General features: G+C 60.0%; 24 protein-coding genes and 3 pseudogenes. 15 read left to right on the plus strand and 12 right to left on the minus strand.

Features of this window, described 5'->3' with window-relative positions:
- Nucleotides 1-85: 85 nt before the first annotated feature.
- Together MF410_RS35735 and MF410_RS35740 are read right to left on the minus strand one after the other, a co-directional pair.
- Entirely contained in the window at nucleotides 86-1,021 is a 936-nt protein-coding gene (locus tag MF410_RS35735; RefSeq protein WP_131646840.1) for an amidohydrolase family protein, read from the minus strand.
- Nucleotides 1,018-2,352 (minus strand): NtaA/DmoA family FMN-dependent monooxygenase, encoded by a 1,335-nt coding sequence (locus MF410_RS35740; protein ID WP_239621335.1) that lies wholly within the window; start codon nucleotides 2,350-2,352, stop codon nucleotides 1,018-1,020. Before MF410_RS35740 ends, MF410_RS35735 begins: the two co-directional genes overlap by 4 nt.
- A gap of 407 nt (nucleotides 2,353-2,759) precedes the next feature.
- Between MF410_RS35740 and MF410_RS35745 the strand changes: the two genes are divergently transcribed.
- The 6 genes from MF410_RS35745 to MF410_RS35770 all read left to right on the plus strand — a co-directional run bounded on the left by MF410_RS35745 (nucleotide 2,760) and on the right by MF410_RS35770 (nucleotide 6,901).
- Nucleotides 2,760-2,957: a hypothetical protein gene (locus tag MF410_RS35745; RefSeq protein ID WP_131646839.1), complete on the plus strand. Its 198-nt coding sequence runs from the start codon at nucleotides 2,760-2,762 to the stop codon at nucleotides 2,955-2,957.
- Between the two features lie 13 nt (nucleotides 2,958-2,970).
- Complete coding sequence (locus tag MF410_RS35750; RefSeq protein WP_239621336.1) at nucleotides 2,971-3,222, plus strand: hypothetical protein; 252 nt, start codon at nucleotides 2,971-2,973, stop codon at nucleotides 3,220-3,222.
- Between the two features lie 57 nt (nucleotides 3,223-3,279).
- Nucleotides 3,280-3,909 (plus strand): hypothetical protein, encoded by a 630-nt coding sequence (locus MF410_RS35755; protein WP_239621337.1) that lies wholly within the window; start codon nucleotides 3,280-3,282, stop codon nucleotides 3,907-3,909.
- Nucleotides 3,910-3,984: 75 nt separating this feature from the next.
- Nucleotides 3,985-5,484 (plus strand): IS21 family transposase, encoded by a 1,500-nt coding sequence (istA, locus tag MF410_RS35760; RefSeq protein ID WP_222135254.1) that lies wholly within the window; start codon nucleotides 3,985-3,987, stop codon nucleotides 5,482-5,484.
- 1 nt (nucleotide 5,485) lies between these two features.
- Nucleotides 5,486-6,220, plus strand: a complete 735-nt coding sequence (istB, locus tag MF410_RS35765; protein WP_222135253.1) for an IS21-like element helper ATPase IstB — start codon at nucleotides 5,486-5,488, stop codon at nucleotides 6,218-6,220.
- 198 nt (nucleotides 6,221-6,418) lie between these two features.
- Entirely contained in the window at nucleotides 6,419-6,901 is a 483-nt protein-coding gene (locus MF410_RS35770) for a cysteine hydrolase (protein WP_239621338.1), read from the plus strand.
- 220 nt (nucleotides 6,902-7,121) lie between these two features.
- On the opposite strand, the gene MF410_RS35775 is transcribed toward MF410_RS35770, so the two are convergent.
- Together MF410_RS35775 and MF410_RS35780 are read right to left on the minus strand one after the other, a co-directional pair.
- On the minus strand, nucleotides 7,122-7,955 hold the full coding sequence (locus tag MF410_RS35775) for a hypothetical protein (protein ID WP_239621339.1): 834 nt from the start codon (nucleotides 7,953-7,955) through the stop codon (nucleotides 7,122-7,124).
- A gap of 510 nt (nucleotides 7,956-8,465) precedes the next feature.
- Complete coding sequence (locus tag MF410_RS35780) at nucleotides 8,466-9,005, minus strand: hypothetical protein (RefSeq protein WP_222148678.1); 540 nt, start codon at nucleotides 9,003-9,005, stop codon at nucleotides 8,466-8,468.
- On the opposite strand from MF410_RS35780, the gene MF410_RS35785 reads away from it, so the two are divergent.
- Complete coding sequence (locus MF410_RS35785) at nucleotides 8,964-9,890, plus strand: hypothetical protein (protein ID WP_239621341.1); 927 nt, start codon at nucleotides 8,964-8,966, stop codon at nucleotides 9,888-9,890. The two genes, MF410_RS35780 and MF410_RS35785, sit on opposite strands and share 42 nt — an antisense overlap.
- A gap of 30 nt (nucleotides 9,891-9,920) precedes the next feature.
- On the opposite strand, the gene MF410_RS35790 is transcribed toward MF410_RS35785, so the two are convergent.
- Entirely contained in the window at nucleotides 9,921-11,048 is a 1,128-nt protein-coding gene (locus MF410_RS35790) for an RHE_PE00001 family protein (protein ID WP_222148680.1), read from the minus strand.
- A gap of 198 nt (nucleotides 11,049-11,246) precedes the next feature.
- Between MF410_RS35790 and MF410_RS35795 the strand changes: the two are divergent.
- Nucleotides 11,247-12,392: pseudogene (locus MF410_RS35795) on the plus strand (site-specific integrase).
- 171 nt (nucleotides 12,393-12,563) lie between these two features.
- On the opposite strand, the gene repC reads toward MF410_RS35795, so the two are convergent.
- The 5 genes and pseudogenes from repC to MF410_RS35820 form a co-directional block, all read right to left on the minus strand.
- Nucleotides 12,564-13,871: a plasmid replication protein RepC gene (gene repC / locus MF410_RS35800; protein WP_239621489.1), complete on the minus strand. Its 1,308-nt coding sequence runs from the start codon at nucleotides 13,869-13,871 to the stop codon at nucleotides 12,564-12,566.
- A 199-nt stretch (nucleotides 13,872-14,070) separates the two neighbouring features.
- Nucleotides 14,071-15,060, minus strand: a complete 990-nt coding sequence (repB, locus tag MF410_RS35805; RefSeq protein WP_131711090.1) for a plasmid partitioning protein RepB — start codon at nucleotides 15,058-15,060, stop codon at nucleotides 14,071-14,073.
- A complete protein-coding gene (repA, locus tag MF410_RS35810) occupies nucleotides 15,057-16,220 on the minus strand; it encodes a plasmid partitioning protein RepA (protein WP_239621490.1) in 1,164 nt (387 codons plus the stop codon). Before repA ends, repB begins: the two co-directional genes overlap by 4 nt.
- 340 nt (nucleotides 16,221-16,560) lie before the next feature.
- Nucleotides 16,561-16,737, minus strand: coding sequence for a hypothetical protein (locus MF410_RS35815; protein ID WP_165503918.1), 177 nt, complete (start codon nucleotides 16,735-16,737; stop codon nucleotides 16,561-16,563).
- 508 nt (nucleotides 16,738-17,245) lie between these two features.
- Nucleotides 17,246-18,330, minus strand: a pseudogene (locus MF410_RS35820) (ROK family protein).
- A gap of 123 nt (nucleotides 18,331-18,453) precedes the next feature.
- Here MF410_RS35820 and otsB point away from each other — a divergent pair.
- From otsB to MF410_RS35855, 7 genes and pseudogenes are all read left to right on the plus strand, one after another.
- Entirely contained in the window at nucleotides 18,454-19,233 is a 780-nt protein-coding gene (otsB, locus tag MF410_RS35825) for a trehalose-phosphatase (protein ID WP_183779926.1), read from the plus strand.
- 199 nt (nucleotides 19,234-19,432) lie between these two features.
- Nucleotides 19,433-20,317 (plus strand): AraC family transcriptional regulator, encoded by an 885-nt coding sequence (locus tag MF410_RS35830; RefSeq protein WP_131711086.1) that lies wholly within the window; start codon nucleotides 19,433-19,435, stop codon nucleotides 20,315-20,317.
- Nucleotides 20,318-20,578: 261 nt separating this feature from the next.
- Nucleotides 20,579-21,643, plus strand: coding sequence for a sugar ABC transporter substrate-binding protein (locus tag MF410_RS35835; protein WP_097626321.1), 1,065 nt, complete (start codon nucleotides 20,579-20,581; stop codon nucleotides 21,641-21,643).
- 68 nt (nucleotides 21,644-21,711) lie between these two features.
- Nucleotides 21,712-22,533, plus strand: coding sequence for an ATP-binding cassette domain-containing protein (locus MF410_RS35840; protein WP_131711085.1), 822 nt, complete (start codon nucleotides 21,712-21,714; stop codon nucleotides 22,531-22,533).
- Nucleotides 22,530-23,790: pseudogene (locus tag MF410_RS35845) on the plus strand (sugar ABC transporter permease). Before MF410_RS35840 ends, MF410_RS35845 begins: the two are co-directional and overlap by 4 nt.
- Before the next feature lie 25 nt (nucleotides 23,791-23,815).
- Nucleotides 23,816-24,544, plus strand: coding sequence for an SDR family oxidoreductase (locus MF410_RS35850; protein WP_097626102.1), 729 nt, complete (start codon nucleotides 23,816-23,818; stop codon nucleotides 24,542-24,544).
- A gap of 40 nt (nucleotides 24,545-24,584) precedes the next feature.
- A complete protein-coding gene (locus MF410_RS35855; RefSeq protein ID WP_131711084.1) occupies nucleotides 24,585-25,349 on the plus strand; it encodes an SDR family NAD(P)-dependent oxidoreductase in 765 nt (254 codons plus the stop codon).
- Between the two features lie 42 nt (nucleotides 25,350-25,391).
- Here MF410_RS35855 and MF410_RS35860 read toward each other — a convergent pair whose 3' ends face one another.
- Both MF410_RS35860 and MF410_RS35865 read right to left on the minus strand, forming a co-directional pair.
- Complete coding sequence (locus MF410_RS35860) at nucleotides 25,392-25,787, minus strand: VOC family protein (RefSeq protein ID WP_097626104.1); 396 nt, start codon at nucleotides 25,785-25,787, stop codon at nucleotides 25,392-25,394.
- 77 nt (nucleotides 25,788-25,864) lie between these two features.
- A complete protein-coding gene (locus MF410_RS35865) occupies nucleotides 25,865-26,293 on the minus strand; it encodes a Tautomerase enzyme (RefSeq protein ID WP_097626105.1) in 429 nt (142 codons plus the stop codon).
- Between the last annotated feature and the right edge of the window lie 111 nt (nucleotides 26,294-26,404).

Below are 26,404 nucleotides of genomic sequence, written 5' to 3' on the forward strand. Positions count from 1 at the left end.
ATCGTTCTTTGAAAGCAAAGCTTGTCAGCGTTTCGAGCCTGTCTCCGGATCGCTGCAACGATCGAGCATCTGCCGAACCGTCGATCTACCGGTCGGCGCGGCCGAGAAGCCGTCGCGCATTGCCGCCAGCAATAAGCGCCTGCGCCGCCGCGTCGAGGCCGGCCCTCTTGAAACTCCTGCCCAGGGATTGTTGCGAAAGCGATGGCAGGATCGGCCAGTCGGTTCCGGCAAGCACTCTGTCGGGACCGAAGAATTCCGCGAGAATGGCGATGATCGAGGGATCGTCACCCATCGTATCGAAATAGATATTCGGCCTACGGCCCTCGGCGCGGTTCTGCCGGGAGTAACGGCCGCCGCGTGATGCCTGCACGATGGCGCCGAGGCCAAGGGTCGCGAAAACGAAATCGAGGTCGGGAAATTCGTCCAGCAGGCCGCTCTCCAACACCGACAGGAAGGCGACGCCGTTCATCAGCCCACGGCCAAGGGAGTTACCAAGCTTGCCGGCGCCTGCGATCAGAATATCCGCCTGCGGTGCGTTGACCGGATGCACAAAGACCGGTCGTTTGAACCTGGCTGCGACCGCAAGTGTCGGCCGCACACTGGCGTCGCCCAGGAATTTGCCGTCACGGGAAGAATCGATGACGAGGCCTGACAGGCCGAGTTCGCCAAGCGCTCGCTCTGCCTCGCGCGCAGCGATCTCGCCTGAAAAAGGATCGACGGTCGCCAATGCCGCAAGGTGCCCAGGATTGGCCTTAACCAGTCCGGCCAGCCAATCGTTGACATTGGAGATCACCTCGGCATCGATCGATCCCGCAACGCCGAACAGGCTTTCAACCGTCGTGCTCAACACCGCAAGCGATACACCCGCCGCCTCGAATTCGTCGAGCAGCGCGGCCGGATCGACGACCTTCCTCAGGCTATCGTCGGAAAGCCCGGAGGAAAGGCGCCTGGCGCCATCATGGCCCCATTCTCGCGGCCAGAGGTGAGTATGAATATCGACGATGTCCAATCTGCCGCTCATGCGCTGCCGCTTTCCTTGAGATAACGATCTGATGATGATGCTTCCTGCGTCAGCCTGAAGCGCTCCCGCAGGCTTCCACTCTCATAATGCCGCGGGAATATGCCGGCATCCTGCAGGCGTGGGACTACCTGTTCGACGAAGTCGGAGAGATCGTCGGGCAGGACCGGAGCCTGGATGTTGAAACCGTCGACGATGCCAGAACGCCACCAGGCGATAATGTCGGCCGCGACATCGTCAGCCGTGCCGGCCACGAGCCTGTGGCCTCCCTCCATGCGCCGAACGAATTGCCTCGGCGTGATACGCTCGTGGCGCGCAAGTTCGGCCAGAGCCTGCGAGAAACCTGCCGGGCGCTGCTGATCGGCCGTCGTCTTAAAGAGATCGCCGGAGACCGGCGCATCGGGATCAAGCGCGCCATAGTCGATCCCGGCATCCCTGGCGAAGCGCCGCAACAGCCCCTCCTCGCTGCCTGTGCCCGACACCGCCTCGTGCCGCTCCAACGCCTCTTCCCGGCTGCGCCCGATAATCGGAACCAGTCCGGGAACAACCCGCAAAGAGTCGACGTCACGCCCCTTCGCGATGGCCCGATTATGGAGCTCGTCACGAAAGGCGCGAGCCGCCGATAGCGACAGCAGCGAGCAGTAAATGATCTCGCCATATGTCGCGGCAAAATCGAGCCCCGGCCCGGAGGCTCCCGCCTGGCCGATGAGGGCGCGCCGCTGCCGGTCGCGAGGCACGTTGAGCGGCCCGGCGACATTGTAGAATTCGCCCCTGTGCCCGATCGGACGGGCAAAATCCCGATCCCAAAGCCCAGCCTGTGGATCGGCTGGCCGACGCAGCTCCCAGCTGTCCAGCAACGCACCGACCACCGACATGAATTCATGTGCCTGCCTGTAGCGCGCCTCGCGCGGCGGCAAAGGTGCAGAGCCATAGTTCGCCGCGACGGCAGGGTTGAAGGACGAGACGATATTACAGATGACGCGGCCGCCAGAAATGTGATCGAGGGTCGCCAGCCGGCGCGCCAGATCATAGGGCGCGCTGTAGGTGGAGGAAACCGTAATCTCGAAGCCGATATCTGGCACGGCAACAGCAAGCGCCGTCGACAGGGTCAGCGGTTCGAAGCTGTGCAGTGGCCGCTGCGCAGGATCGGCGCCGAGCGCCGGATGGTCTGAAAAGAACACCGCATCAAGAGTGCCGGCATGGGCAATCCTGGTCGTGCGCAGATAATGGTCGAACTCCGCGAAGACGAGTGGCGAACCGCCGACATGGCGCCAGGAATCGGCAAGATATCCGGTACTGTTGATACCAGCCGTAAGGATAAGTCGCTTTTGCATGAATAACGTGTCCGCCTGCGCTGCCTTGCTCGGGACTACGGTGCTGCGCGTCTTTTTGGACGTACAGAGGATTCTGCACACTATGAATTATGCAGTCGCCGCGGCCCGTTCAGTTATCCTTAGGATGTGGCTGGCCGGAAGGCAGAATTTCTTTTGCGTTGGAAAAGAATAATTTGTTTGCTGATGCTGACGCCGTCGGAAATCAAGGTCTGGGTGCCACTTAGACCCATGCCCGAAAGCCGCACGCTCTCAAATTAGAAATATTTTCTCAAACTACAGGGAGAAGTTGGCATCGATGGGAATGGTCTCCCGTATCTCCTTCTTATATAGTCTATAAAATTAATAGACTATAACGTGCCTCCGCCGAGTGCACTTCGCAAGAGGGCCGATTTTATCGGATGATCGCAATGGCCAAACAGGTGATCGAATACGCCGGCGTTCCGGTCGGTATCGTCGTTCCAGACAAGGACCTGCTGAAGTTCATCGCCGTGAAGTTTCATGTTCATGACCTCGACGGCCAGCACTTTGCCTCGCCGTCGGACGTGCTGCGGGCAATCCACAAACTGATGTCGGCATCAAACGCCGGCGTTCATCACGCCGCCTAATCGGAGAGACACCATGGGCAGGCTACGCCAATTCTTCCGGCTTTCCGCACTGCGCGACGATCTTGAAACGAGGTTGCTCGCTCGAGAGTATCGCTCCCTGCTCCTCGACGACCATTTCGAAGACGGCACGGACAAGGAACTCCAATCGAAATGCGCCGAGCTTCACTATCGAAATCTCTTCGCGCCGGTATCGGCACTGCCATTGAAAGAGCTTCTGGCTCCTCACACCATGGCAGGAACAGCGCCGTCAGCCCTCAACAGGTGATCTTCAACATCGTCATCGACAACAAAACATTGCAACGTTCAACCAGGACTACAAGGCATGCAAAGCAGATTTTTCGCCCAAAGAGCCGGCGTGTTGCGAACCACATTGAGAGCAGCCGTTCTGGCTGCCATCATCCCGTTTGCGTTCCAGAATACGGCGCTTGCAGACCAAAAGGTGCTTCTGTCCTACGAGGCGACGCCCTCCGCAGGTTTCCATCTGCCGCGGCTTTCCCAGGCCAGTTATGATGATCGAGCGGCATTTTCAGCCGAAGTGCTAAAAGAGATCGTGCCGAAGATCGTAACAGCCAATGGTATCGACCCTGCGACCTTGGAGACAGAGGTGACGCCCGGCGGGTATCTCCTGAAAACCAATGCGTCACTTCAGACCGAGGGGGATCTTGACAACACCGCGGCTGATCGGCTTGCCGGCTCCCTGGGCTACGTCTTCCGCCAATATAGCGTCCTTGCCTCTCGCCTCAATGACACAACAGGTAAGACGGGCTTTGTTGTCGTGCGGTTTCACCAAGACAGCCTTAACGCCACCGTCGCGCAGAAATTCTTCGAGGCAGCAGACGCAACGGAAAAGGGCTTGGGCGGCGGATACACCGTGTTTGGAGACGAACAGATCTTCCTCAACGTGACGAATTCTGTGATTAGGCATGGAATAAGGACCCCGCATTTGGGGTGATCGGCGTCCAAACGGGACCCCCATCTGCGATGGGGTTACAACAGCCTCCGGTTTCATCGGAGGCTTTTTGTTTGGATGCTTATTGTGGAAACAATTCTGAAGATACGACGGCTGGCCCATGTGCAAGGCAAGTCGATCAAGGCGATCTGCCGGGAGTTGGGCATATCGCGGAAAGTGGTGCGGAAGGTTTTGCGCACCGATGAGACGGAGTTCAAATACGAGCGAGCCCGTCAACCTCAGCCGAAGCTCGGACCATGGCGCGAACAACTCGATCGGATATTGCTTGCCAATGAGGCCAAGGCTTCCCGCGAGCGCCTGACGCTGATCCGGATATACGAGGATTTACGCGACCTCGGCTATGAAGGCGGTTACGACACCGTTCGGCGTTATGCGAGGACATGGTCGAAAGAGCGCGGGGCCGTGACGGCGGAAGCCTATGTCCCGCTTTATTACGCGCCCGGCGAAGCCTACCAGTTCGACTGGAGCCACGAGATTGTCGTACTGAACGGCGTGACGACAACGGTGAAGGTGGCTCATGTCCGGCTTTGCCACAGCCGAATGATGTTTGTGAGGGCCTATCCGCGAGAGACGCAGGAGATGGTCTTCGACGCCCATGACAAGGCGTTCGCGTTCTTCGGCGGAGCCTGCACGCGCGGCATCTATGATAATATGAAGACGGCGGTGGAGACGGTCTTCGTTGGCAAGGAACGGCAATATAACCGTCGTTTCCTGCAGATGTGCAGCCATTTCCTTGTCGAGCCGGTGGCCTGCACGCCGGCGTCCGGCTGGGAGAAGGGCCAGGTCGAGAACCAGGTCAATCTGGTGAGAGAGCGCTTCTTCACCCCACGTCTGCGCTTCAAATCCTACGATGAGCTGAACGGCTGGCTGCTGGACAAGTGCATCAGCTATGCCCGCGCCCATAAGCATGTCGATCAGACGGAGCACACGATCTGGGAGGTGTTCGATGCGGAGCGGCCGCATATGATCAGTTATCCCGGCAAGTTCGATGGCTTCCACGCCGTCCAGGCCTCGATCGGCAAGACCTGCCTCGTGCGTTTCGACAACAACAAATACTCGGTGCTGTCCACCGCGGTCGGTCGCCCGGCAGAGGTACATGCCTATGCCGACCGCATCGTCATCCGGCAAGATGGCATCGAGATCGGTCAGCACGACCGCTGCTTCGGCCGCGGCGAGACGATCTATAATCCATGGCATTACGTTCCGGTCCTGACCCGCAAGCCGGGAGCCCTACGCAACGGCGCCCCGTTCCATGACTGGGTTTTGCCCGCCGCCATGGAGAAGGTGCGCCGCCGGTTGAAGGCCATGCATGACGGCGACCGGCAGATGGTGGCGATCCTGGAATGTGTCGGTGAGGCCGGGCTTCCCACCGTTGAAGCAGCCTGCCAGGAGGCGCTCGATCAGGGCGTGTTCTCATCCGCCGTCATCATCAACATTCTGGCCCGTAAGCGTGATCCGCAACCGGCCGCCATCCTTTCCATTCCCGATGCGCTTCGCCTGACCCATGAGCCTCTGGCCGATTGCGCACGTTACGACAGCCTCAGGAGGGCAAGCTGATATGGAACGATCCCAAATCCTCGACATGATGGGCACGCTGAAGCTGTTTGGCATGCGCAGCGCATACGACGAGACAATGGCTTCCGGCATCAAACGCCAGCATGAACCGCCCCGTATTGTCGGTGACTTGTTGCAGTCAGAGATTGCTGAGAAGCAGGCCCGGTCGATCAAATACCAGATCGCCATCGCCAAATTGCCGCTGGCCAAGGATATCAACGACTTTGACTTCACCGATACACCGGTCAATGAAGGGTTAGTGCGCCAGCTCGCGACCGGGGCGTTCCTCGCCGAGCAACACAATGTTGTTCTGGTCGGCGGGACCGGCACAGGGAAGTCCCATCTGTCCATCGCGCTTGCCCGTGCTCTTATCCGCAACGGAGCGCGGGGCCGGTTCTTCAATGTTGTCGATCTCGTCAATCGGCTTGAGACAGAAGCACGCAATGGCAAACAGGGGCGGCTTGCCGACTTCATCACCAGGCTCGACTTCGTCATCATGGACGAACTCGGCTATCTCCCGTTCGCTCAGGCCGGCGGCCAGCTTCTCTTCCATTTGATCAGCAGGCTTTACGAGCGGACGTCGGTCATCGTCACGACCAACCTAGCCTTCGGAGAATGGCCCGCTGTGTTCGGCGACGCCAAGATGACCGCCGCTCTTCTCGACAGGCTCACCCACCATTGCGAGATCCTGGAAACCGGAAATGAATCCTGGCGCTTCAAAAACCGCTCTCAAAGCTAAAGCCGAAAAGACAACCAACCCGCGCCCGCAGGCCCCTGCGCTAAATGAAAAGCTCCGGGCCTACGCGCGCTGACCCTATGCAACCAGAGGCAGGGGTCACTTTTGGGAGCCGATAAGGGGTCCCGTTACCAAGCCGATTGACACATTCTCCCGCAACAGCGCCTGATCGATGCCTTCAGGGCGCGCGAGCTGCCGATCGTGTTTTTAAAGTGGATAGGCGTCGAAAACGACCCTTACCAGCGTATGCAAGACAAGTTCACCTGGGCGCGGGGACTTGCCGAGGACATCAAAGGATGCCGGCCCGGTCATCTCCGTCACTATGCCGATATCGATGCAGTACGGGACTGCTGTGCAATCATCGACGAACTCGCACCCAACGACAATGAAATCCAGCTAATGAAGCGCGGCTATGGTGGTTTCCTTGGAACCGGGCTCGACGCGATGCTACGGGAATTTAAGATCGACGGCGTTGTCATAACGGGTGTCATGGCCGAATGCTGTGTCGAAGACACGGCCCGACAAGCCTATCAGCTGCATTACCCGGCAGTGGTGATCACAGATGGCGTGGCCACGTATGATCCGCGCGCGACTGAAACGATGCTGGACGTTGTCGACAAAAACTTCGGATGGGTTGCTGAAAGCCACGCAGTCATAGACTGGTTAAAGGATGTGGCCGTTTAGCTGCGAGAGAACGATCTCACCAGATCGAACAGATCAACGGGCTCATCATTACCTTGCAGACCAACCTGCTGGCCTCAACGCCAACATCCAAGGCGGCGCGGAGGGTGAATCGGCGGTGATCGCGGCGGAAATCCGTAAGTGTGTTTCGGCGTGCAAATTTTGGATGCTGATTGACAGACAGCCTTGCAGGCCCACCATGGCGGGTCTGCAATTTCGCTGGCTACCGAGCTGGGATGACATGGCGGTGGGTCCGGGCAACGCTCGACGGTACGCGGACATACTGGGCGACGCTGAGATCGTGGTCGTAGTCGCCGAGATGGAACTGCAGGCCGTTCAGGATGCGCTCGCAGGCTTCGACGATTTTCTTGCGGTCCTTGATCGGGTTGCTGTGAAAGAGTTCGTTGCGCGTGTCCTTGATGATCCGCATCGTATCGACGAAGAGGGTCTTAGTGAAAGTAAAGCCGAGGGCGGCGTCCGGCGCGAACATGTCGCGGACAAGCGGCCAGTCCCCCTGCATGATCGCCCACAGATCACCCAGTGTAAGGCAGTAGTAAAACTCGTCACTCTTGTCATTGCCTGCAAGGCTGGCTTGCTGCTGGTTGGTCATGGTGTCGAAGACCCGCCACACTGCCTTGACGAAGGCAGGGTTGACGGTCGTTCCCAGGATGCTCGAGAAGGCGGCATAGGTCTGTCCATGCTGCCAAGCATTGCGGATCAAGGTCCACCAGTCCATCCGCCCGAAGCGCTCTTCCAGGTAATCGGCCAGAACCGACCGTAAGGCGTTTTCGACGGCAAACACGAAGGGATAGATTGCCGAGAATTCCTTGACCTTGCGGGTATAGATCCTGTGGATCACGAGCCTCTGGTCATGTATGGGTATCTGCTGCAGGGCCCGGACCTGTACCCCTTCGCGGATGGTGTCGCGCAGCAGCGTGGGGTTGAGGGTGCGCATGTCTACCCTGAAGTGGTCCACCTGCTGAGGGGTGGGGACGAAGGTCAGGTATTCACCGAGGAGCTGTGATGTCGGCACATGCCGCTTGGTGATGCTGGACACCTGGTCCCCCCTTGCAATGCGAGTCTCTTGTCCCTATAACATAGTAACTCGCTGAGTGGTGGCACAATGGTGTTGCGAGCCCATGGCCTTACCATGGCACTTGGAGAGTCTAAACGGAATTTGGCTGGGCGTGGTCTTCACCGACTGCGCCCTTAGTCATTGTGGGCTAGTAGTAGAGGGAGTGTCCCTATCCTGGCGGTGGCATCTGTGAAGCGTCCCTCATGCTGCCCACATAGCGGTCGCCTAGGCTCCGCCCGAAGCCCAAGGTCTTCCCCATCCGGGTCACGATCGATGGCAGTCAGTGCTCGGAAAGCAGGACTGGTTTTCCAAGCTTGTCCTGCAGCCTGTCGAGATGGCGGTTCAGCCGGCGAATGAGGGCACTCTCGACAGCTTCTAGCGCACGTCTAAAGCCCTCGACTTCAGCAGCGACGTAGTGACCAGATGCTTGATGAGGAACGCGCCTTTCGGCGCCGAATATTCACCCAGCGAGCTCCCTCTAAAGGGCGCTGTTTATTTGGTCTTGGAAGCGACAGCCAGGCGATCATCGTAGAGAATATGGCCCCCCCGTCGGACGTAGAGCTTAGTGACCGAGTCATTCATTTCTCCGGAATGATTGACGAAGGTCGCTTTGGCCTTTTTCCTCATCAGCTGGTCCGCAACAATCCATGAAGTCTGGGCTGTCCGCCCGCAGGTGAGAAAATAGCTGTGATCATCCGTAAATATCTCCAATGCCTGACATGTGATCAGGTCCACACGCTGCGCATAGCTATTGGCGATGCAAAGCGACAGCCGCATCATTTCGCGTGTAGGAACTGCGGAGAGGAACTTGAGGTCGTGCTTACCCTTGGGACCGGAAGTCGCGAAGGGGCTTTTTCGTGTTCCGAAAACGCTGAATTTTGCGACGAAGATGCCAAGGCCCTTACTGTTAATCTGGACCCCAACTTTGTAATTCCAAAAGATCAGGCAAATTCGCCGCTTTCCTTTCCCCGGCTTGAGCAAATGAGGACGATGGTCAAGGCGATCGAGGCGCGCGGTATATCGCTCGATCAAATGGCCGGCGCCTCGCGCGGACGAGGACTGTCGTTTCCGACAGAGTGGACGCATCTGAGAAAAGCGATCGGACTTGAAACAAGGGGCAAGTCGAAGCTTTCAAGGCGCGAGATCGAAACTACTGGTGAGCTATTTTACGAAGGCGAAAGGCTCGACGGTCTGGACGATTGGGTTATCCGGTTTCTGCGGAGGCTCGTCGGCCCCGACAATTCCGAGATATTCGAAAAAATTAGCAAAGAGGTCGAACGCATTGTGGCAGCCAAGGATGCGAGCGGCCTGATGGAACACTACTTCGCAGACCTCAGAGCTACCAGGCGAGACGCATACTTCGCGATCCTGACAGACTTCTTCCGGAACTATTCTGAATTTTCTCAGGTGCTGTACCAAGTCCGACTTGGCGCCCGAGCGCCAGAAGACGCGGCCGCTGGCTCGACGAATTTCGAGAGTGTGAAGACCTTCTATGGGGATGCCTTTGAGACCTTCGCAGGTCTGGTGGAGCTTTTCACCATGCTCAACAACCTGGATGCCGGGCGAGAATACGGCCAGGGAGAACGGCTGACCTTGAAGAAATATCGGGAACTCGACAACGCGAGCAAGTTCAATCCCTTCGCCGGCAACGCGGTCTTCACGGACCTCTGCGTCGAAATCGACAACCAAATCCGAAATGCTTCGCACCATCGAGGGATCAAGCTTTCCGCGGATCGTCACACCGTTCTATACCGTGCCGGTAAGGGGGGCACCGGGGAGGAGCAGTCCATGACCTACGTGACCTATCTTGATCGGTGCGCGCGTATCTTTATGCAGATCGTTGTGTTGCTCTGCGTCGAGATCATGATGAACTTTCGCCAGGGACAGGCTCTATTTGGAGGTAACTCCACAAGCTAGTGGGTTCAGCGTCGCAAGGTGCGGCCACTTTCAAATAAACCCCCACGCCCGAAACCTCCCCCTCCCGGTCATCTCCCTCAGGCCGAGCTCCAAAACAATCCGGCGCGCCGCCTGCGGCGTGACCTCGAGCGTCTTGGCGACCATTTTGGCTGACACCAGCGGCCGCGCCATCACCAGCTCAACCAACTCCGGAAGTTTTGAAGACGTCCGGCGACCCTCCAGCTTCCGCTCCATCATTGTTCGCGCCAGAGCCAGCCGGTCATGCTCCTTCATGCCGATCTCGGCGGCCGCGAGGAGCCCGTGTGCGATAGCGAGCAACCGCGTTTCCCGGTCGCGATGCCGGCGGCGATCGACGGGAATGGTTTTGAGGCCTAGATTGACGGCGACGAGATGCGCGCCGCTGGTGATGCCGTCCTGACGCAGGATCGAGGCGGCCAGCAGCCGGCCCAGCCAGGGCGCGTGCTGGAGCACGGAAAGCTCGTTCCAGGCATCCACGGCAACAATGGTCTGCAGCACCGCCGGCAAGTTCTCCGCCTCGCGCAATACGCCGCCCCATTCGATGAGCCTGGAACCCTCGTCCCAGTCGAGATCGTAGACCAACGGATCTTTTTCCGCGCCAGTCCGGCCGGTCCGCTTCGCGTTCTCGATCGCCGCGTCCGATCGGGCGAGCAGCGCATCGATGGCGGCATAGTCGAGGCCGGGGAGATTTTCGGCGACGTCGTCGTCATCCCCCTCCCCTTCCCGATCGATCGCGACTGCGGGCCGAATGGCATCGGCGGTCGTCGCCTCGTCCGTGTCGGGCTGCGTGATCTCCGCGGTTTTTCGCAGCGTGCGAATGCCGTCGTTCGACAGCGCCCAGCCGGGTTCCTGCGCCGCGATCCGCCGGCGGGTGCGCAGGACGTCGCGAGCAATTGTCAGTTCGTGGGTGGGCGTGCGAATATCGCGGGTAGCGTCGTGGAGGACGAGGTCTTCGAGATGCACGAGTTCGCCGTCGATCCACAGCGAGGCGCAGGCATCGGTGAATTGGGATCGTTCGATCCATCCCTGGCCGACGGGAGAACGGGCGATGCGCTCGTCCAGACGGGTGAGCGCGAGACCGGCGTCGAAAGCCGGCCGCATCAGGGCTGTCATGCTGATTCTCGCGAGATCGTAAGCCATTGAAATTATGGTAAATGATTTATGAAACGAACTCTATACAAATATTACAGTTCCTCACATAGTATGGTCGTGGGCTGGTGTTCTAACCATCGATAAGTACCTCTTATCGATGGTAGATTGATTTCGACCCGCACATCAGAAAGAATCGCAGCAAATCACGGCCATGGAGGCCGCCGAGACCGTGCTTTTGGAGCGCCTGTGGCCAAACCCAAGAAATCATTGTCCGCGGTTGAGCGGCGCGCCGAAGAACTCGACACCATCGCCGCCGTCCTGCCGATCGAACGCCGCAACGAGCTCGCCGAACTTTTGACCGACCACGATGTCGAGACGCTGCGCCATCTCGTCAACCAGGGCATGGGTGACAATACGCTGCGCGCCCTGACTTCGGATCTCGCCTATCTCGAAGCTTGGGGATTGGCCGCCACCGGACGCTCCCTGCCCTGGCCGGCGCCCGAGGCGCTGTTGTTGAAATTTGTCGCCCATCATCTCTGGGATCCTGAAAAGCGTGCAGCCGAGCCCGATCACGGCATGCCGGCCGATGTCGACGACAGCCTCCGGAGCCAGGGGTTCCTCAAACATCGGTCCGCACGCGCCATCGACGGTGCGCCGGCGGCTGGCGAACTGGTCGACGCTGACCAAATGGCGTGGTCTGGACGGCGCCTTCGCCTCCCCTGCCCTCAAGTCGGCCATCCGTCTCGCCGTGCGCGCCGTCCCCGGACGCGGGGTCGCAAGAGCGCCAAGGCGGTCACCGGCGACGTGCTGGCCAAATTGCTGGCGACCTGCGCGACCGATAGCCTGCGTGATCTGCGCGACCGGGCGATCCTGATGGTCGCGTTTGCCGCCGGTGGTCGGAGACGAAGCGAGATTGCCGGGCTTCGCGCAGAGCAACTGAGCGTCGAGGCACCGATCGCGATGCCGGACGGCCCTCCCCTCCCTTCTCTCGCCATCCATCTCGGTCGCACCAAGACCAGCAGTGGCGAGCAGGACGACGTGGTCTATCTGACGGGCCGGCCGGTGGAAGCACTGAATGCCTGGCTGGCGGCGGCGAAGATCGACAGGGGGAGCGTGTTTCGGGCGATCGGGCGATGGGGGACTGTGTCGCGACGGGCCATCGATCCGCAGTCGGTCAACGCGATCATCAAGCAGCGGGTGGAACTGGCTGGATTAGACCGTGGGGAGTTCTCGGCACATGGATTACGGTCAGGGTATCTTACCGAAGCCGCCACCCGCGGCATCCCTCTCCCCGAGGCCATGGAACAGTCGCGCCATCGATCGGTGCAGCAGGCTTCCAGTTATTATAACAGTGCAACTCGGCGAAGTGGTCGGGCCGCTCGCCTGTTGTGAAGCTTGCACCTCTTTGCAGCGGTAGCTACCTGCGAAAGCGAAACCTCGCAATCATACGATCCGCAAAACAAAGATCTCCTTTCGAAGGCTTTCGCGCCAGAGCTTTTCGAAGCACCCTGCAGACTTTTGCCCGAGCTTAGCTATCGCCGCCGCCCGCACGGAGCCGAAGGCCTATCCAACTTTCCGCCCGGCCGGCGCATTTGCCCGCAGAAGCGCCATCAGCATCGGGCCGATCGCGAATTCGCCCTCTTCGCTTCGCCGCGTCAGGCCACGAAGATAGCCACCGGCCGAATTAATGTGGCCGCCTCGCTCCAGGATGCATGCCATCACGGTCGCGGCGTTTTCCGGACCCATCACATTGGCGGCCTCTTCGTAGGCCGATGGACTGACACCCAGCATCGATCGAACAATGACGGCTGCGGCCATCAGATCGCGCCAGTTGCGGATTGCGCCGTCTGGCCCATAGGCAAGGATTTCCGGGCAGGCCTGTAGAACCAGGCCGAGTGGGAAGGATTTCAGCCCGCCACCATCATTGCGGACCCCCGGCCGTCGACTTTGCTCTTCCTCCTTCTCCCCGATGGGATGGGCTGCCTTACCCCTTCCCTTCTCTACCGTCACGGCCCCTCGGTCGTTGTCTGGCTCAGCTATCGCGCCCTGCTTCGTTTCGAAGCTTGGTTCAAGTTCAGAGATAGATTCGGTATTTGAATTCTGTATGTGACGCTCGATATAATCGGCATTGCCGCGCTGTTTTGTTGATTTAACCCGCCTTTCCAGCCGGTTAAGAATATCTGAGCGCAGAGCCGTCAATTCATCCAGCAACAGTTCAAGCTGCGCTGTCGTCGGCGATCGTGGCAGGCCTTCGATGAGGTCCCTGAATTTGTGGTACAGGCCTTGCCAATCCCCAGGGATCTCTTCTTCAACGGCCGCTTCGATCAATTTTGCAATGTCACGGCGGTAAAGGGTGATGCGTTCACGCAGACGCTGGACATGCAACCGTTCGGCCATTACCGCGGCGGCGAGCTGTTCGATCTCCTCGGCCCGGGCAAGCAGCGGCGCGAGCGAGAAGCCGAACGCCTCGTCGACCTCACCTGCCCTGTCCCTGCGGACGTAACGCTTGCCGTTGGGGCTATCCTTGCGCACCAGAAGACCTGCCTCGACGAGCGCGGCGAGATGACGCCGCACAGTCTGTTCGGCCATGCCATGCGTTCTGAGCGAAAGCTGGATATTCGACGGGAAGACGATCAAACCGTTTCCCTGCGCCAGCTCGTTCTTCGGATAAAAGCTCAACAGCGCATTGAGCACGGCAAGCGCGCGATCGCTGATGCCGAGCAGTGGCTTTGCTTCGCACAGCAAACGAAACAGCTTCCATTTGTCGACCGACTGATCAGGCTTGATCTCACCTGCCATCACTTGGCTTGCGAGCATGCCAAGCGTCATCGACCGCCGCCCGAAGGGCGTCGTTATACTTCCGGTTTCCATCTCTTCCACCTCGACGAGGCAAAAAAAATCCGCTCGCCAAAACGGCGCCAAAAACTCTTGACAGCGATTCTCGGAAGTGCGATTCTCGGAGGTGTTCAAGACTACGAGGAAAGCTTCCGTGACGGTGACGTTCGGGGGCTTTTTTCTTTTGCGCGTTATCTCCTATCCGAATTGTCAGCTGACAATCGGTCTAACTGCCTCATTTTCCCTCACTTTCCTCTTCGAACTCAGCGGCGAGGCCAACCAACCGCTGAGACAGGAATTCTGAAAACGCCGCCGATTTGACGGTGATGCGAAACGTCTTCCCGGAGCGGGTCACCGAAGCAAGCTGCGTGCCGCCTTGGGTCCGAAGCGTCTGCTCGTCCCGCTGCGGCGCGCTCTTTTCTTCAAGCGCCTTCCAGATGGCGTCGAAGCGGCCATTGCTCTCCAGGGTTTGGAAAGCTGCAACGCCGATTGCGGCCTTCGCCCTCTTCTGCCCCCCGGCCTCCCTGAATTTCTCGGCAAAGGCCAACCAGCGCGGCCGCCCGACCTTGGGCGCCGGACCGATGGCAAGAATGATCTCGGGGTCGATCGTCTGCGCCACCTGCAGCAGCCTTGACGTTTCCGGCTTATCCGTCGCCAGCGCCTGGGCAATCATGTCGCGGTTGAAGCCATGTTCATCCATGCGTCGGGCAAACAGCGCCCGTTCGATGAAGCTCAAGTCGACCCGCGGACCGTTTTCCTGACCCTGTGCGAGGATCAGTTCTTCATCCGTCAGCTTGCGCACCACAGCTTTGATCGGAACCCCGATTTCCGCCGCCGCACGCAGACGCCTGTGGCCGTAGGCGGCCTGGTAATGCCCGGCCTTGACAGGGTCCGGCCGCACCAGGATCGGAACCTGCTGCCCGCTTTCCTGGATCGACTGCCTCAGCCGCTCGAACTCGGGATCCTGGTCGACCGGGATGCGGTCGCGGATAAAGGACATTTCGACGGCAGCCGGGTCGATCTCCAGCACCTTGTCGCCGGAGGCGAGCGATTCGCGCAGCGCCTTGGCGGCCGCCGCTTCCTCCCCCAATCGTCCAAGCGACAGGTTCATCGCCTTGACCGCGCCCGAGGGCCGGTGCGGCGGCGGCGCGCTCTGCGCATCCGGCCGTGCCGGCTCCACGGCGCCAACCATGCTCTTCAGGATGTCGCGACCTTTTGGGCTCATGTCCTGCTCCATGCACTGCGAATGAGTTGCTCGACCTCGGCATTGACGTTATCGACGGATTCGACGCCGCGGTCGTAGGTCTGGCGATGCATCGTCTCGCGTCCCGCCTCGTAGATCGTCTGCTTGGACAGACCCGCATCCGAAACCGCCGTCGACTTGACCATCATCGAGGTCAGCACACGCTCACCGAACAGGCTGCGCAGGAAGGCGACAATCTGCGCCTGCGGTCCATCATTGGCCTCATAGCGGGTGACGAGATAGCGCATCCAGTCGTAATCGAGATTGCCGCCGGCCTCCTTGACCACGGACAGAAGGTCGGAGGTCATCGTCAGGAACTGGTTCATCGACGCGACGTCGAGCATCTGCGGATGAACGGTAATAAGCACGGCCGTGGCGGCGCAGAGAGCAGACAGCGTCAGGAAGCCGAGGGTAGGCGGGCAATCGATGATGACGACGTCGTAGCTCTCTTCCAGCGAATGCAGCGCATTGCCGACCCGCATGAAGAACATGTCCTTGTCGTCGCGGTTGGTGTCGGCCAGGGCCTTTGGAGTATCGTGTTCGAACTCGTGCAGTTCGAGATTGCCGGGGATGAGATCGAGACCGGGGAAATAGGTCTGGCGAACAATGTCGGCGACGTCACGGCGTGTCTCGTCATATTTTATGGCGCCATAGAGTGTCTCGTTTTCACCGACGTCGAATTCCGGCTGATAGCCGAGCATCGCCGACATCGACGCCTGCGGGTCGAGATCGACGGCAAGCACGCGATAGCCGCGCAGCGCCAGGAACTGCGCCAGATGGATGGATGTCGTCGTCTTGCCGGAGCCGCCCTTGAAATTGGTGACAGCGATCACCTGCAGATGATCACCCGGCCGGCGCATCGGCAGGTAGGAAGGTTTGGTGCGCCCGAGATGCTGGCGCATCGCATGGATTTCCTCAAGCGAGAACACCCGGCGGCCGGATGCCGTCTTTTCGGGATTGATGGTTTCCAACTGGGCGGCGAGGTGGCGAACATAGCTGTCGGTGACGCCGAGCAGCTTGGCGGCCTCGGTACTGCTGAAGCGCCGCAGCGATTTGCGGGCGTCGGGCGAAAACAACCGCTCGAACAGCACTTGGAGCTGGCTGCTGAGCATCGTCGAATCCTGGGCAATCGTCTCGTCGATCGAGACTTAACTCGCTCTCCTGGCTTTCTCAACAATCGCGGCCTTGGTCGGCATTCACGCAAATCCTGATAAATCGGGTAATTTTGCGCAAATGATCGTGAGTCTGGCAATGACGTCAAGCGTTTTCTTGGTTAGCGAATGGATAACAAACCGGATTCGACAGAAAAATCATGTGCAATTCCGGAATCTTAGCGCTGTTGTCAGCTGACAACAGCGGCCGTCTCCACATCCGCGGAAGCCAGCCTTCAAAATATCGCGACATACTCGATGCGAGTCGGCATCGGCGCCAACTCACCGAAGACGGATGTCCCTGAGCGCAGGCGGATTAGCAATCAGTCTCTCATTTATAGGCGGACGCATGGTACAGGTTTTCGGTTTCCGGCCCGCGCACGGGTCCATTGCCGGAAGACTTGTCGTGTGCATCCTGGGTTTCAGGATCGCGGCGTGACGGGGCAAGGCCGAGCATTTGTTCGAGACGACCGGCGTTGAGCGGAGCGCTTATTCCCTTGAAGTTCATAATCCATCTTTCGTCTGCGCATGGCTTGTTTAACGCTGCAGAGATAAGCGCAATTTGACCCGCCGAAAACAACCCCTCAGCGTTATCACCATCTTTTCCGAAGCGAAGGGGAGGGGTAGGAGCCTTCTTCTCTCTACGGCCGCGCCGCTTGCGGCCTCCGAAGGTGACGCCGACGATCGGGGATCAGTGTCATCCCTCCCATGCCGGCAATGGAGCGTGAGGCGACACGATCACATCAACTGTAAGATCACAACGGCGCATCCTAGGCGAATCAGGTCGCGGTGGGTATGCTCCGCAGCATTGGCATGATTGCGATGTCGCAGAGTTGCGGCTGGCCCATTTGACCTAACTCCAGCTCAAGCCGGCACTTCCTGACGGAACTTATTGGCGAATTCGCTTCCGTCTGGGGAATTCCCTCTTGTTTACCTGCTATTTACCATAGATGGTCCGCAGCGGCGGAAGAACCGAATTCGGTGGTCGTAGGCGTAGCGTGAGGCGGTGCTTGAGCCTATCGCGCCTTCGTTGTCTCGCGATTGGTAAAATGCGCATTGCCCAGGCCCGTACCGATTGTCAGCACGGCCCATCGCGACACGTCAGTCATAAAAGGGATTTGCGACAATCCCTGCACGACGGCGTCGTTGTGCATCATCACGAATGTGCTGTCGTCGCCGATTTCAGGAATGGCCTTCATCAGCGCGGCGGGAAGGTTGAAGCTGTCGCTCTCCCAGTTTCCCCCGGCAGGTTCTGCCCGCCGCGTTCGATGGAACCATCGGCTTTGATGATGCCGGGGCATGCGATCCCGATGATGGGCGCCGGCTTGAGTTTGGCCTTCTCAGCCTTGCCGATCAGATCCCGCAACATCGCCGCCAACCTCTCGATGGTCGCAGTGCGGCTTGGCTCGTCGTCGGCATGGCGCCAGATGGCGGATTCCCAGACGCTCGCATCCGCAAAATTCGGCACATCGTCCTTGCCGAATTGAACGACGCCGGCACGAACATTCGTGCCGCCGATATCGACGGCGAGGATCGCTTCGTGGCCTTTGAACATCCAGCGCGGCATCAGGTGGACCGCGCCGATCAGTCCGGCCTCATCGGGGTGGTGAACGATCGGCACGACCTCGACATCGATGCCGGCGGCCTTGAGAATAACCATCGTCCTGGCGATCGTTAATTCGCCAAAGTGGCTCCGCCGGAAGCCGCCGCCAACGACGATGCGTTCTGTCTTTCCCCAGCGTTTGTCCTTCAGAAACTTGCCTATCACATCGGCAAAGTCCCGGGCAAAGTCCTCCACGGCCCCCATGACCAACGCCGCCGCCGCCAAATCATCGCTCTTCAAAATGGCGTCGATTTTCTTCTTGGAGAGCTTCTCCGTCGCAATATTGCCAATCGGATCGTCTCCGACCTTGCGAATGCGTTTTCTCCAATCGTCGAGCTTCTGTTGGAACGTCTTCTTATTGGCGTTGTCGCCAACGAAACCATCCTTGTCACGCAGTTCGTTGTTATAGTCGTCGATCGTCACCAATGGCAGGGTTAACGCGCCATGTGCCAACGGGGCATTGACCTCATCACGGGGCTCGGAACTGCTTTTGGCCATCAAAATACCTTCTGCGTGGCGAGGGCTCGAACGGGCGGCGAGATACAACGCGGACTAGCCCCGGATGTTCCGGCGTCCGAAACCTCACCTTGTCCTCGTCGACCCGTGACCTAGCTTCAATCATTGCAGAGTTTGGAGAATGCCGTGCAGGACGACGCCGCTACCCAGGAAATGCTTTCACTGGTCTTGGAAGAACCGGAACGCTGGGCGATGTTTCTCGACATCGACGGAACGCTGCTCAATCTCGCGCCCACGCCGGATGCGATCGAAGTACCGGAGGCTCTTCCCGCACAGCTTCACCGCCTGTCGAACAAGCTCGGCGGCGCCTTGGCGCTGGTCACCGGACGATCGCTTGCCTATGCGGACGCGCTGTTCAAACCCTTTGCATTTCCGACGGCAGGCCTTCACGGCGCGGAAATCAGAAGTGCCGCCGGGATGCACACGCTCGAGGCCAGTCCCGAATTTCAGGCGCTGAAGCACGCCCTGACCGAGGAAGCCGAACACTATCCAGGTGTGCTGATCGAGGACAAGGGCGCGGCCGTTGCCGCCCATTATCGGCTCGCGCCCGAATATGAAAAAGTGCTCGAAGAGCGCATGCATCACTATGCCAAGGTCGCCGGGCCGAACTGGGCGCTACAACTCGGCAAGATGGTCTTCGAGCTGCGGCCGGCGCGCTCAAGCAAGGGCGATGCGCTGGAACGTTTTTTTCAGTCCGACCCATTCAAGGACCGCTGCCCGATCACCATCGGCGATGATCTGACCGACGAGTCGATGTTTGCGATCGCCAATGCTCGCGGTGGCGTGTCGGTGCGTGTCGGGGCGATCGGCGCCCCGAGCTGCGCAACGAGCCGGCTGTCTTCGGCGGCATTGGTCAGAAACGTTATTGCCGCTTTGGCTGCCTGATCCGACTTGAACGATACCCAATGTGGGTTGCGGTTGCCTTTTGCATCGACTGCGCAGCATCAATCATCAAAAAAGTATCAGTTTTGACCGGGAATCGTGGTGGCGGGCTTGAAACGAGCCCACTACACTCGCCTTCAACAATAAAGCCAAAAGGGAATTTGGCGTGCGGGCTTGGAACCCGTCCTCGGAGGAGGAAACAATGGAACCTGACTTGGAAGTCGTTCAGATCAGGCCGGGCGAATCCTTCGCAACGAAGGCGCATGGCTATCCCTACCATACGGTTCGCTGGCATTTTCATCCGGAATACGAACTGCATCTCGTCGTGGCGACAACCGGACGCTATTTCGTCGGTGACTTCATCGGCGAGTTCGAACCGGGCAATCTTGTGCTTGCCGGCCCCAATCTTCCCCACAACTGGATCAGCGACGTCCCGAAGGGGTCGAGCATTCCGCTTCGATGCCAGCTCATCCAGTTTAGCGAGAATTTTATCAGCGACACGATGAAGGTGCTGGCCGAGCTTGGCCCCTTCGAGCCGGTGCTCGAAGCGTCGCGCCGCGGCGTGCTCTTCGGCACTGACACCAGCCGGCAGGTGGCGCCGCTGATGAACGAGGTGCAGCAGGCGCAGGGCGTGCGCCGCATCGAGCTCTTCATGATGATCGTCGGCCTGCTCAGCCGGGCGCAGGATGCCCAGCTTCTCGCCAGCCCAAGCTATCTGCCCGATCCGTCCGGCTACATGTCGGCCGGCATCAACAAGGCACTCGCCTATATCCGGGAGAACCTGACGAAATCCTTCGACGAAGCCGATCTCGCCGGCATTGCCGAACAGTCCACAGGCGCCTTTTCACGCGCCTTCCGCCGGCATACCGGCATGTCGCTCGTGCAATATGTGAAACGCCTGCGCATCAATCTCGCCTGTCAGATACTGATGAGCGACGACCACGCATCAATCACCGATATCTGCTTCGAGGTCGGCTTCAACAACCTGTCCAACTTCAACCGTCAATTTCTCGCGGAAAAGGGCATGACGCCTTCCCGTTTCCGGCGGTTGCTGGGTGACAATATCAACGTGGCGAAGGCGGCTTGAGGAAGCCACACAGGCACGGTTCCAGGGAGTAGAAAGCAACGGTCCGCCGAAGACGGCGATAGGGAGGACGAGGAGGAGGAACCAAAACCGATGCTGATTTGAACGCGAGCGCGCAACGCGCGGTTCGCGAGAGGAGACGCTTGCCCTCAGAAAACAGCAAACCGCCGGGACAAGCGTGGTGGGTCGTTCAACCGAACGGCAGCTACAGACACTGCAACGAACGAAGCTACACAATTTTTCCAATGGGAGGAGACGGAAATGATGAAATTCTCGACAAAAGCGGCAGGCGCCGCGGCACTTGCCCTTTCCCTGCTTGGCGGGACGTCCGCCTTTGCGCAAAACGCCGTTGCGGATGCAACGGTCGCATTCCTCATGCCCGACCAGGGCTCGACCCGATACGAAGAGCATGACCATCCGGGATTCGTCGCGGAAATGAAGAAGCTCTGCGCATCCTGCAAGGTTCTCTATCAGAATGCCGATGCCGATATCGCCAAGCAGCAGCAGCAGTTCAACTCGGCCATCACGCAGGGCGCCAAGGTCATCGTGCTCGACCCGGTGGATTCGGCAGCGGCCGCCTCTCTCGTTCAGCTCGCCCAAAGCCAGGGCGTCAAGGTCATCGCCTATGACCGCCCGATCCCGAAGGGCAAGGCCGATTTCTACGTCTCCTTCGACAACAAGGCGATCGGCAAGGCAATCGCGGAATCGCTCGTCCAGCATCTGAAGGCGAAGAATGTGCCGACCGATGGCGGCGGCATCCTGCAGATCAATGGTTCACCCACCGATGCGGCCGCCGGGCTGATCAAGGACGGCATTCACGAGGGTCTTGCCAGCGGCGGCTACAAGACGCTTGCCGAATTCGACACGCCGAACTGGCAGCCGGCGAACGCGCAGCAATGGGCGGCCGGCCAGATCACCCGCTTCGGTAAGCAGATCGTCGGCGTCGTCGCCGCCAATGACGGCACCGGCGGCGGCGCCATCGCCGCCTTCAAGGCAGCCGGCGTCGATCCCGTGCCGCCGGTGACCGGCAATGACGCGACGATCGCCGCGCTGCAGCTGATCATATCGGGGGATCAGTACAACACGATCTCCAAGCCGAGCGAAATCGTCGCCGCGGCTGCGGCAGACGTCGCCGTCAAGCTTTTGGCAGGAGAAACGATCAAGGCCGAAATGACGCTTTACGACACGCCGGCGCAGCTCTTCGTCCCTGCCGTCGTCACCGCTGAAAACCTCAAGGCCGAGATCATCGACAAGAAGATCAACACCGCCGAGGAACTCTGCACCGGCCGCTATGCCGACGGCTGCAAGAAGCTCGGCATCACCAAGTAATCGCACCAAAGGGGAAGCGCGGCCGGACGCCGGCCGCGCTTCCGGTTTTCATTTCGGAAGGTCAGGCGATGTCTGAAACCTCTCATATTCCTGACGGCTCCCGCCAGCCTGTTCTCAGCCTGCGCGGAATATCGAAACACTTCGGGGCCGTGTCGGCGCTCACCGATATCGAACTCGACGTGTATGCCGGCGAGGTCGTGGCGCTCGTCGGCGACAATGGCGCCGGCAAATCGACACTGGTCAAGATCCTGGCCGGCGTGCATCAGCCGAGCTCGGGCACGATCCTGTTCGAGGGAAAGCAGGCAAATCTGTTGAGCCCGAGTGCTGCCCTCGACCTCGGCATTGCCACCGTCTTCCAGGATTTGGCGCTGTGCGAAAATCTCGACGTCGTCGCCAATATCTTTCTCGGCAAGGAGCTCAACCCCTTCCAGCTCGACGAGGTTGCCATGGAGATCCGCGCCTGGAAGCTTCTGAACGAGCTTTCGGCCCGAATCCCCAGCGTGCGCGAGCCCGTCGCCTCGCTCTCCGGCGGACAGCGCCAGACGGTGGCAATTGCGCGGTCTCTGCTGCTCGAGCCGAAACTGATCATGCTCGACGAACCCACGGCAGCACTTGGTGTCGCCCAGACCGCCGAAGTGCTGGACCTGATCGAGCGCGTGCGTGAACGCGGCCTCGCCGTCATCATGATCAGCCACAATATGGAGGATGTGCGCGCGGTCGCCGACCGCATCGTTGTCCTCCGGCTCGGACGCAACAACGGCACCTTCATGCCCGATGCTTCCAATGAAGAGCTCGTCAGCGCGATCACCGGCGCATCCAACAATTCCGTCTCCCGCCGCGCCACGCGCCGCAAGGCGCAAAGCCGAGAGAACGAGGAGGGCAGGGCATGATGAAGACCTTGCAGAATGAACCGGCGGCACCCGCACTTCTCGACCGGCGCGACGAAAGAGTGCGCCATGACGATAGTCTTGCCGGCTCGATCCGCGCCTTTTGGGATCGCATCCGTTCCGGCGACCTCGGCTCGCTGCCGGTCATTGTCGGCCTGGCGATCATCTGGACGGTATTCCAAGCGCTCAATCCGGTGTTTCTCTCCAGCGCCAATCTCGTCAACCTGCTGTTCGACTGCTCGACGGTCGGCGTCATCTCGCTCGGCATCGTCTGCATCTTGATGGTCGGCGAGATCGATCTTTCGGTCGGCTCGGTCAGCGGCTTCGCCTCGGCGCTGGTCGGCGTCTTCTGGGTCAACCAGGGCTGGCCGGTGGTGCTCGCGGTCCTCATCGCGATGATCGTCGGCGCCCTGATCGGCTCGCTCTACGCCTTCCTGTTCAACCGCTTCGGCATGCCGAGCTTCGTCTCCACCCTGTCAGGCCTGCTCGCGGTTCTCGGCCTGCAGCTCTATATTCTGGGAGCGACCGGTTCGATCAATCTCCCCTATGGCTCCTGGCTGGTGAATTTCGGCCAGATCATGGTCATGCCGGATCCGGTCGCCTATCTGCTGGTGGCGCTTGCCGGCATTGCCTTCTTCTTCGCCGGCTACCGCACATCGGCGCGCCGGCGGGCAGCCGGACTGTCGGCGAAATCGACGGGCGGATTGTTGCTGCGCGCCGTCGTCATCACGGTCGCCCTGGAAGCGGTTGCCTTCTACCTCAACCAGTCGCGCGGCATTCCCTGGATGTTCGGCCTCTTCGTTGGGCTCGTCGCCGCGATGAACTATGCGCTGACGCGCACCAAATGGGGACGCTCCATGCAAGCCGTCGGCGGCAACAGAGAGGCCGCCCGCCGCTCGGGCATCAATGTGTCGCGCATTTATGCGAGCGCCTTCGTCACCTGCGCCCTGCTTGCGGCGACCGGCGGCGTGCTTTCGGCAGCGCGACTGGCGACCGCAAGCCAGCAGGCCGGTACCGGCGACGTCAATCTCAACGCCATTGCCGCAGCGGTCATCGGCGGCACCAGCCTGTTCGGCGGACGGGGCAGCGCCTATTCGGCGCTTCTCGGCATCATCGTCATCCAGTCGATCGCCAGCGGACTGACGCTCCTCGATCTGTCGTCGTCGCTTCGATACATGATCACCGGCGCCGTCCTCGCCGTCGCCGTCATCGTCGAACTCGCTAGCCCGCCGATCGCGAATTTCGCACGGCCGCGCTTAACCACTTAAGAAAACAGAGGAAGAAAATGGGACAGGATCTGTCTGGAAAAGTCGCGGCCGTCACCGGAGCGGCATCGGGCATCGGCTTGGAATGCGCCAAGGCTTTGCTTGCCGCCGGCGCTCGGGTCGTGCTGGTGGATCGCAATGAGGAGGCCTTAAAGGAAATCTGCTCGACGCTTGGCGCCAATGCAATTCCGTTGGTCATCGATCTCACCGACCCGGAAGGCGTGGCGCGGATGATGCCTGAGATCCTGGCGAAGGCGGGCCAACTGGATATTTTCCACGCTAATGCCGGCTCCTATATCGGCGGCGAGGTGCTTGGCGGCGATCCCGACGCCTGGGACCGGATGCTCAATCTGAACATCAACGCCGCATTCCGTTCGGTGCATGCCGTCTTGCCGCATATGGTCGAGCGCAAGACCGGGGATATCATCCTGACGAGCTCCGTCGCCGGTCTGGTTCCCGTGGTATGGGAGCCGATCTACACAGCCTCCAAACATGCGGTGCAGGCCTTCGTCCATACGCTGCGGCGGCAGGTGGCGAAGTATGGCCTGCGCGTCGGGGCGGTCGCGCCAGGCCCCGTGGTCACCGCTCTTTTGAGCGATTGGCCGCAGGAGAAGCTGGATGAGGCACTTGCCGCCGGCGGCTTGATGGAGCCGAAGGAAGTGGCCGAAGCGGTGCTCTTCATGCTGACGCGCCCGCGCAACGTCACAATCCGCGATCTCGTCATCCTGCCGCAGAGTACCGACATCTGATGAACGCTCGTCGCTTTCCCAAAACCAGAAAGGGACCACCATGATCTTCGATAGATTTCGCCTGGACGGGCAGGTGGCGCTGGTAACCGGCGGCACGCGCGGCATCGGGCTTGCGATCGCCGAGGCACTCGGCGAGGCCGGCGCCAAGGTTGTCATCACGGGAAGGACCCGCAATGCGGCGGCGGAAGATCGGCTCGCCAAGGCTGGTGTCGATTGCGATTTCATCGCCGCCGACCTGACGAAAGACGATGCCGCCGACGCGCTCGTCACAGAGACGCTGTCACGGGCGGGCCGGCTCGACATCCTCGTCAACAATGCCGGCATCGCCATTCATGGCGACAGCGGCGAATTCGCCGATGCGATCTGGCGCGAGATCATGACCGTCAATGTCGACGCTGTCTTCCGCGCCTGCCGCGCGACACTCGCTCCGATGCGGCGCCAGGGCGGCGGCGCCATCCTCAATATCGGCTCGATTTCGGGCATCGTCTCCAACATTCCGCAGAACCAGGTCGCCTATAACGCCTCCAAGGCGGCGGTTCATATGATGACCAAGAGCCTGGCGAGCGAAGTCGCCGCCGAGAATATCCGCGTCAACGCCATCGCGCCTGGCTATATCGAGACCGACCTGTCGCGCGGCGGCATCGATAATCCCGATTGGTTCCCGATCTGGCGCAGCATGACCCCGATGGGACGCGTCGGGCAGCCGGAGGAGGTGGCCAGTGCTGCCCTGTTTCTCTGCTCGGCGGCGGCAAGCTATGTGACCGGCGAAGTGCTTGTCATCGATGGTGGCTATACCACGCGGTGATGAGCGGACACGGGGCGGCAGGGCGCCCGCTGCTGCATATGCTCACACGAGACAATCGAGCATCCACTGGACGCCAAAACGATCGGTGAGCTTGCCGTAATAGCTCTCCCATGGCTGGACCGCCAGCGGCGTCGTTATCCTGCCGCCTTCGGCCAACTGGGCGAAGAGCTCCTCGGTCCTGTCGCGGTCATCCATGATCAGCATATGGGCGGAGCCTCGCATCGGCTCGGCATCGTGATTGTCGGAGGCGAAGAACAGAATGCCGGGTCCTTCGAAACGCGCATGCATCACCTTGCCCCTCATGGCTTCGCTGGCAACGGGCATTCCATTTGCGCCCTGACGTTTCAATTGCGTGACCCGGCCAAGCCCGCATTCGGCATAAAAGGCGAGCGCCTCCTCGCAGCCGGTGGAAAAGAACAGATAGTTGGCAAGCTGCATGGGTTGGCTCCGTCGCGCCGCCGGATGGCGGCGCATTGCTGTGTCAGGTTTGAGGTTTCGCACATCCGCCGCCATCGTTACGACGCGGCGGCCGCTTGCTGGATGGCGCCGACGAAATCGGCATTGCTATAGCTGTCGCCAGCAATTCCCCACGCTCCCTCGGGAGCATAGACGATGTTCGACCATATATGCTCTCGCTTGAGCCGGCCTTCGGCGGCCTGCTCGACGACATCGGCCGCTTTTTCGATAAAGGACTGCTTCGCTTCAGCGCTCGCCAGCGCGACCTCCGGCAATTTAAGTTCGACGAATGCTGCGGCGATCGGCTTTCCCGCCGCCAGCACGTGCTCGCGCGGCAGCACGTTGATGGTGCCGATAACATTGGCGGTCATGAAGGCGTTGCCGGTCAAACCGGCGACATCAAGCAAAGCGTCCGTCAATCCTGCAAAGGCTTGCGCCTGAGCCTCCGGCGAGAGCAGGCCCTCCGGCACGGTGAGTGTGATAGGCATCCGATATCTCCTCTTTGAATCGTGACCGTTTCTGATATACCGATCACTCTTTATGCATACACACCGGTCACTCTCTTAGCAAGCAATAAAGAGAGATTGCTCTCTAAATGA

Source organism: Rhizobium sp. C104 (assembly GCF_022354505.1).
Lineage (GTDB): Bacteria > Pseudomonadota > Alphaproteobacteria > Rhizobiales > Rhizobiaceae > Rhizobium > Rhizobium redzepovicii.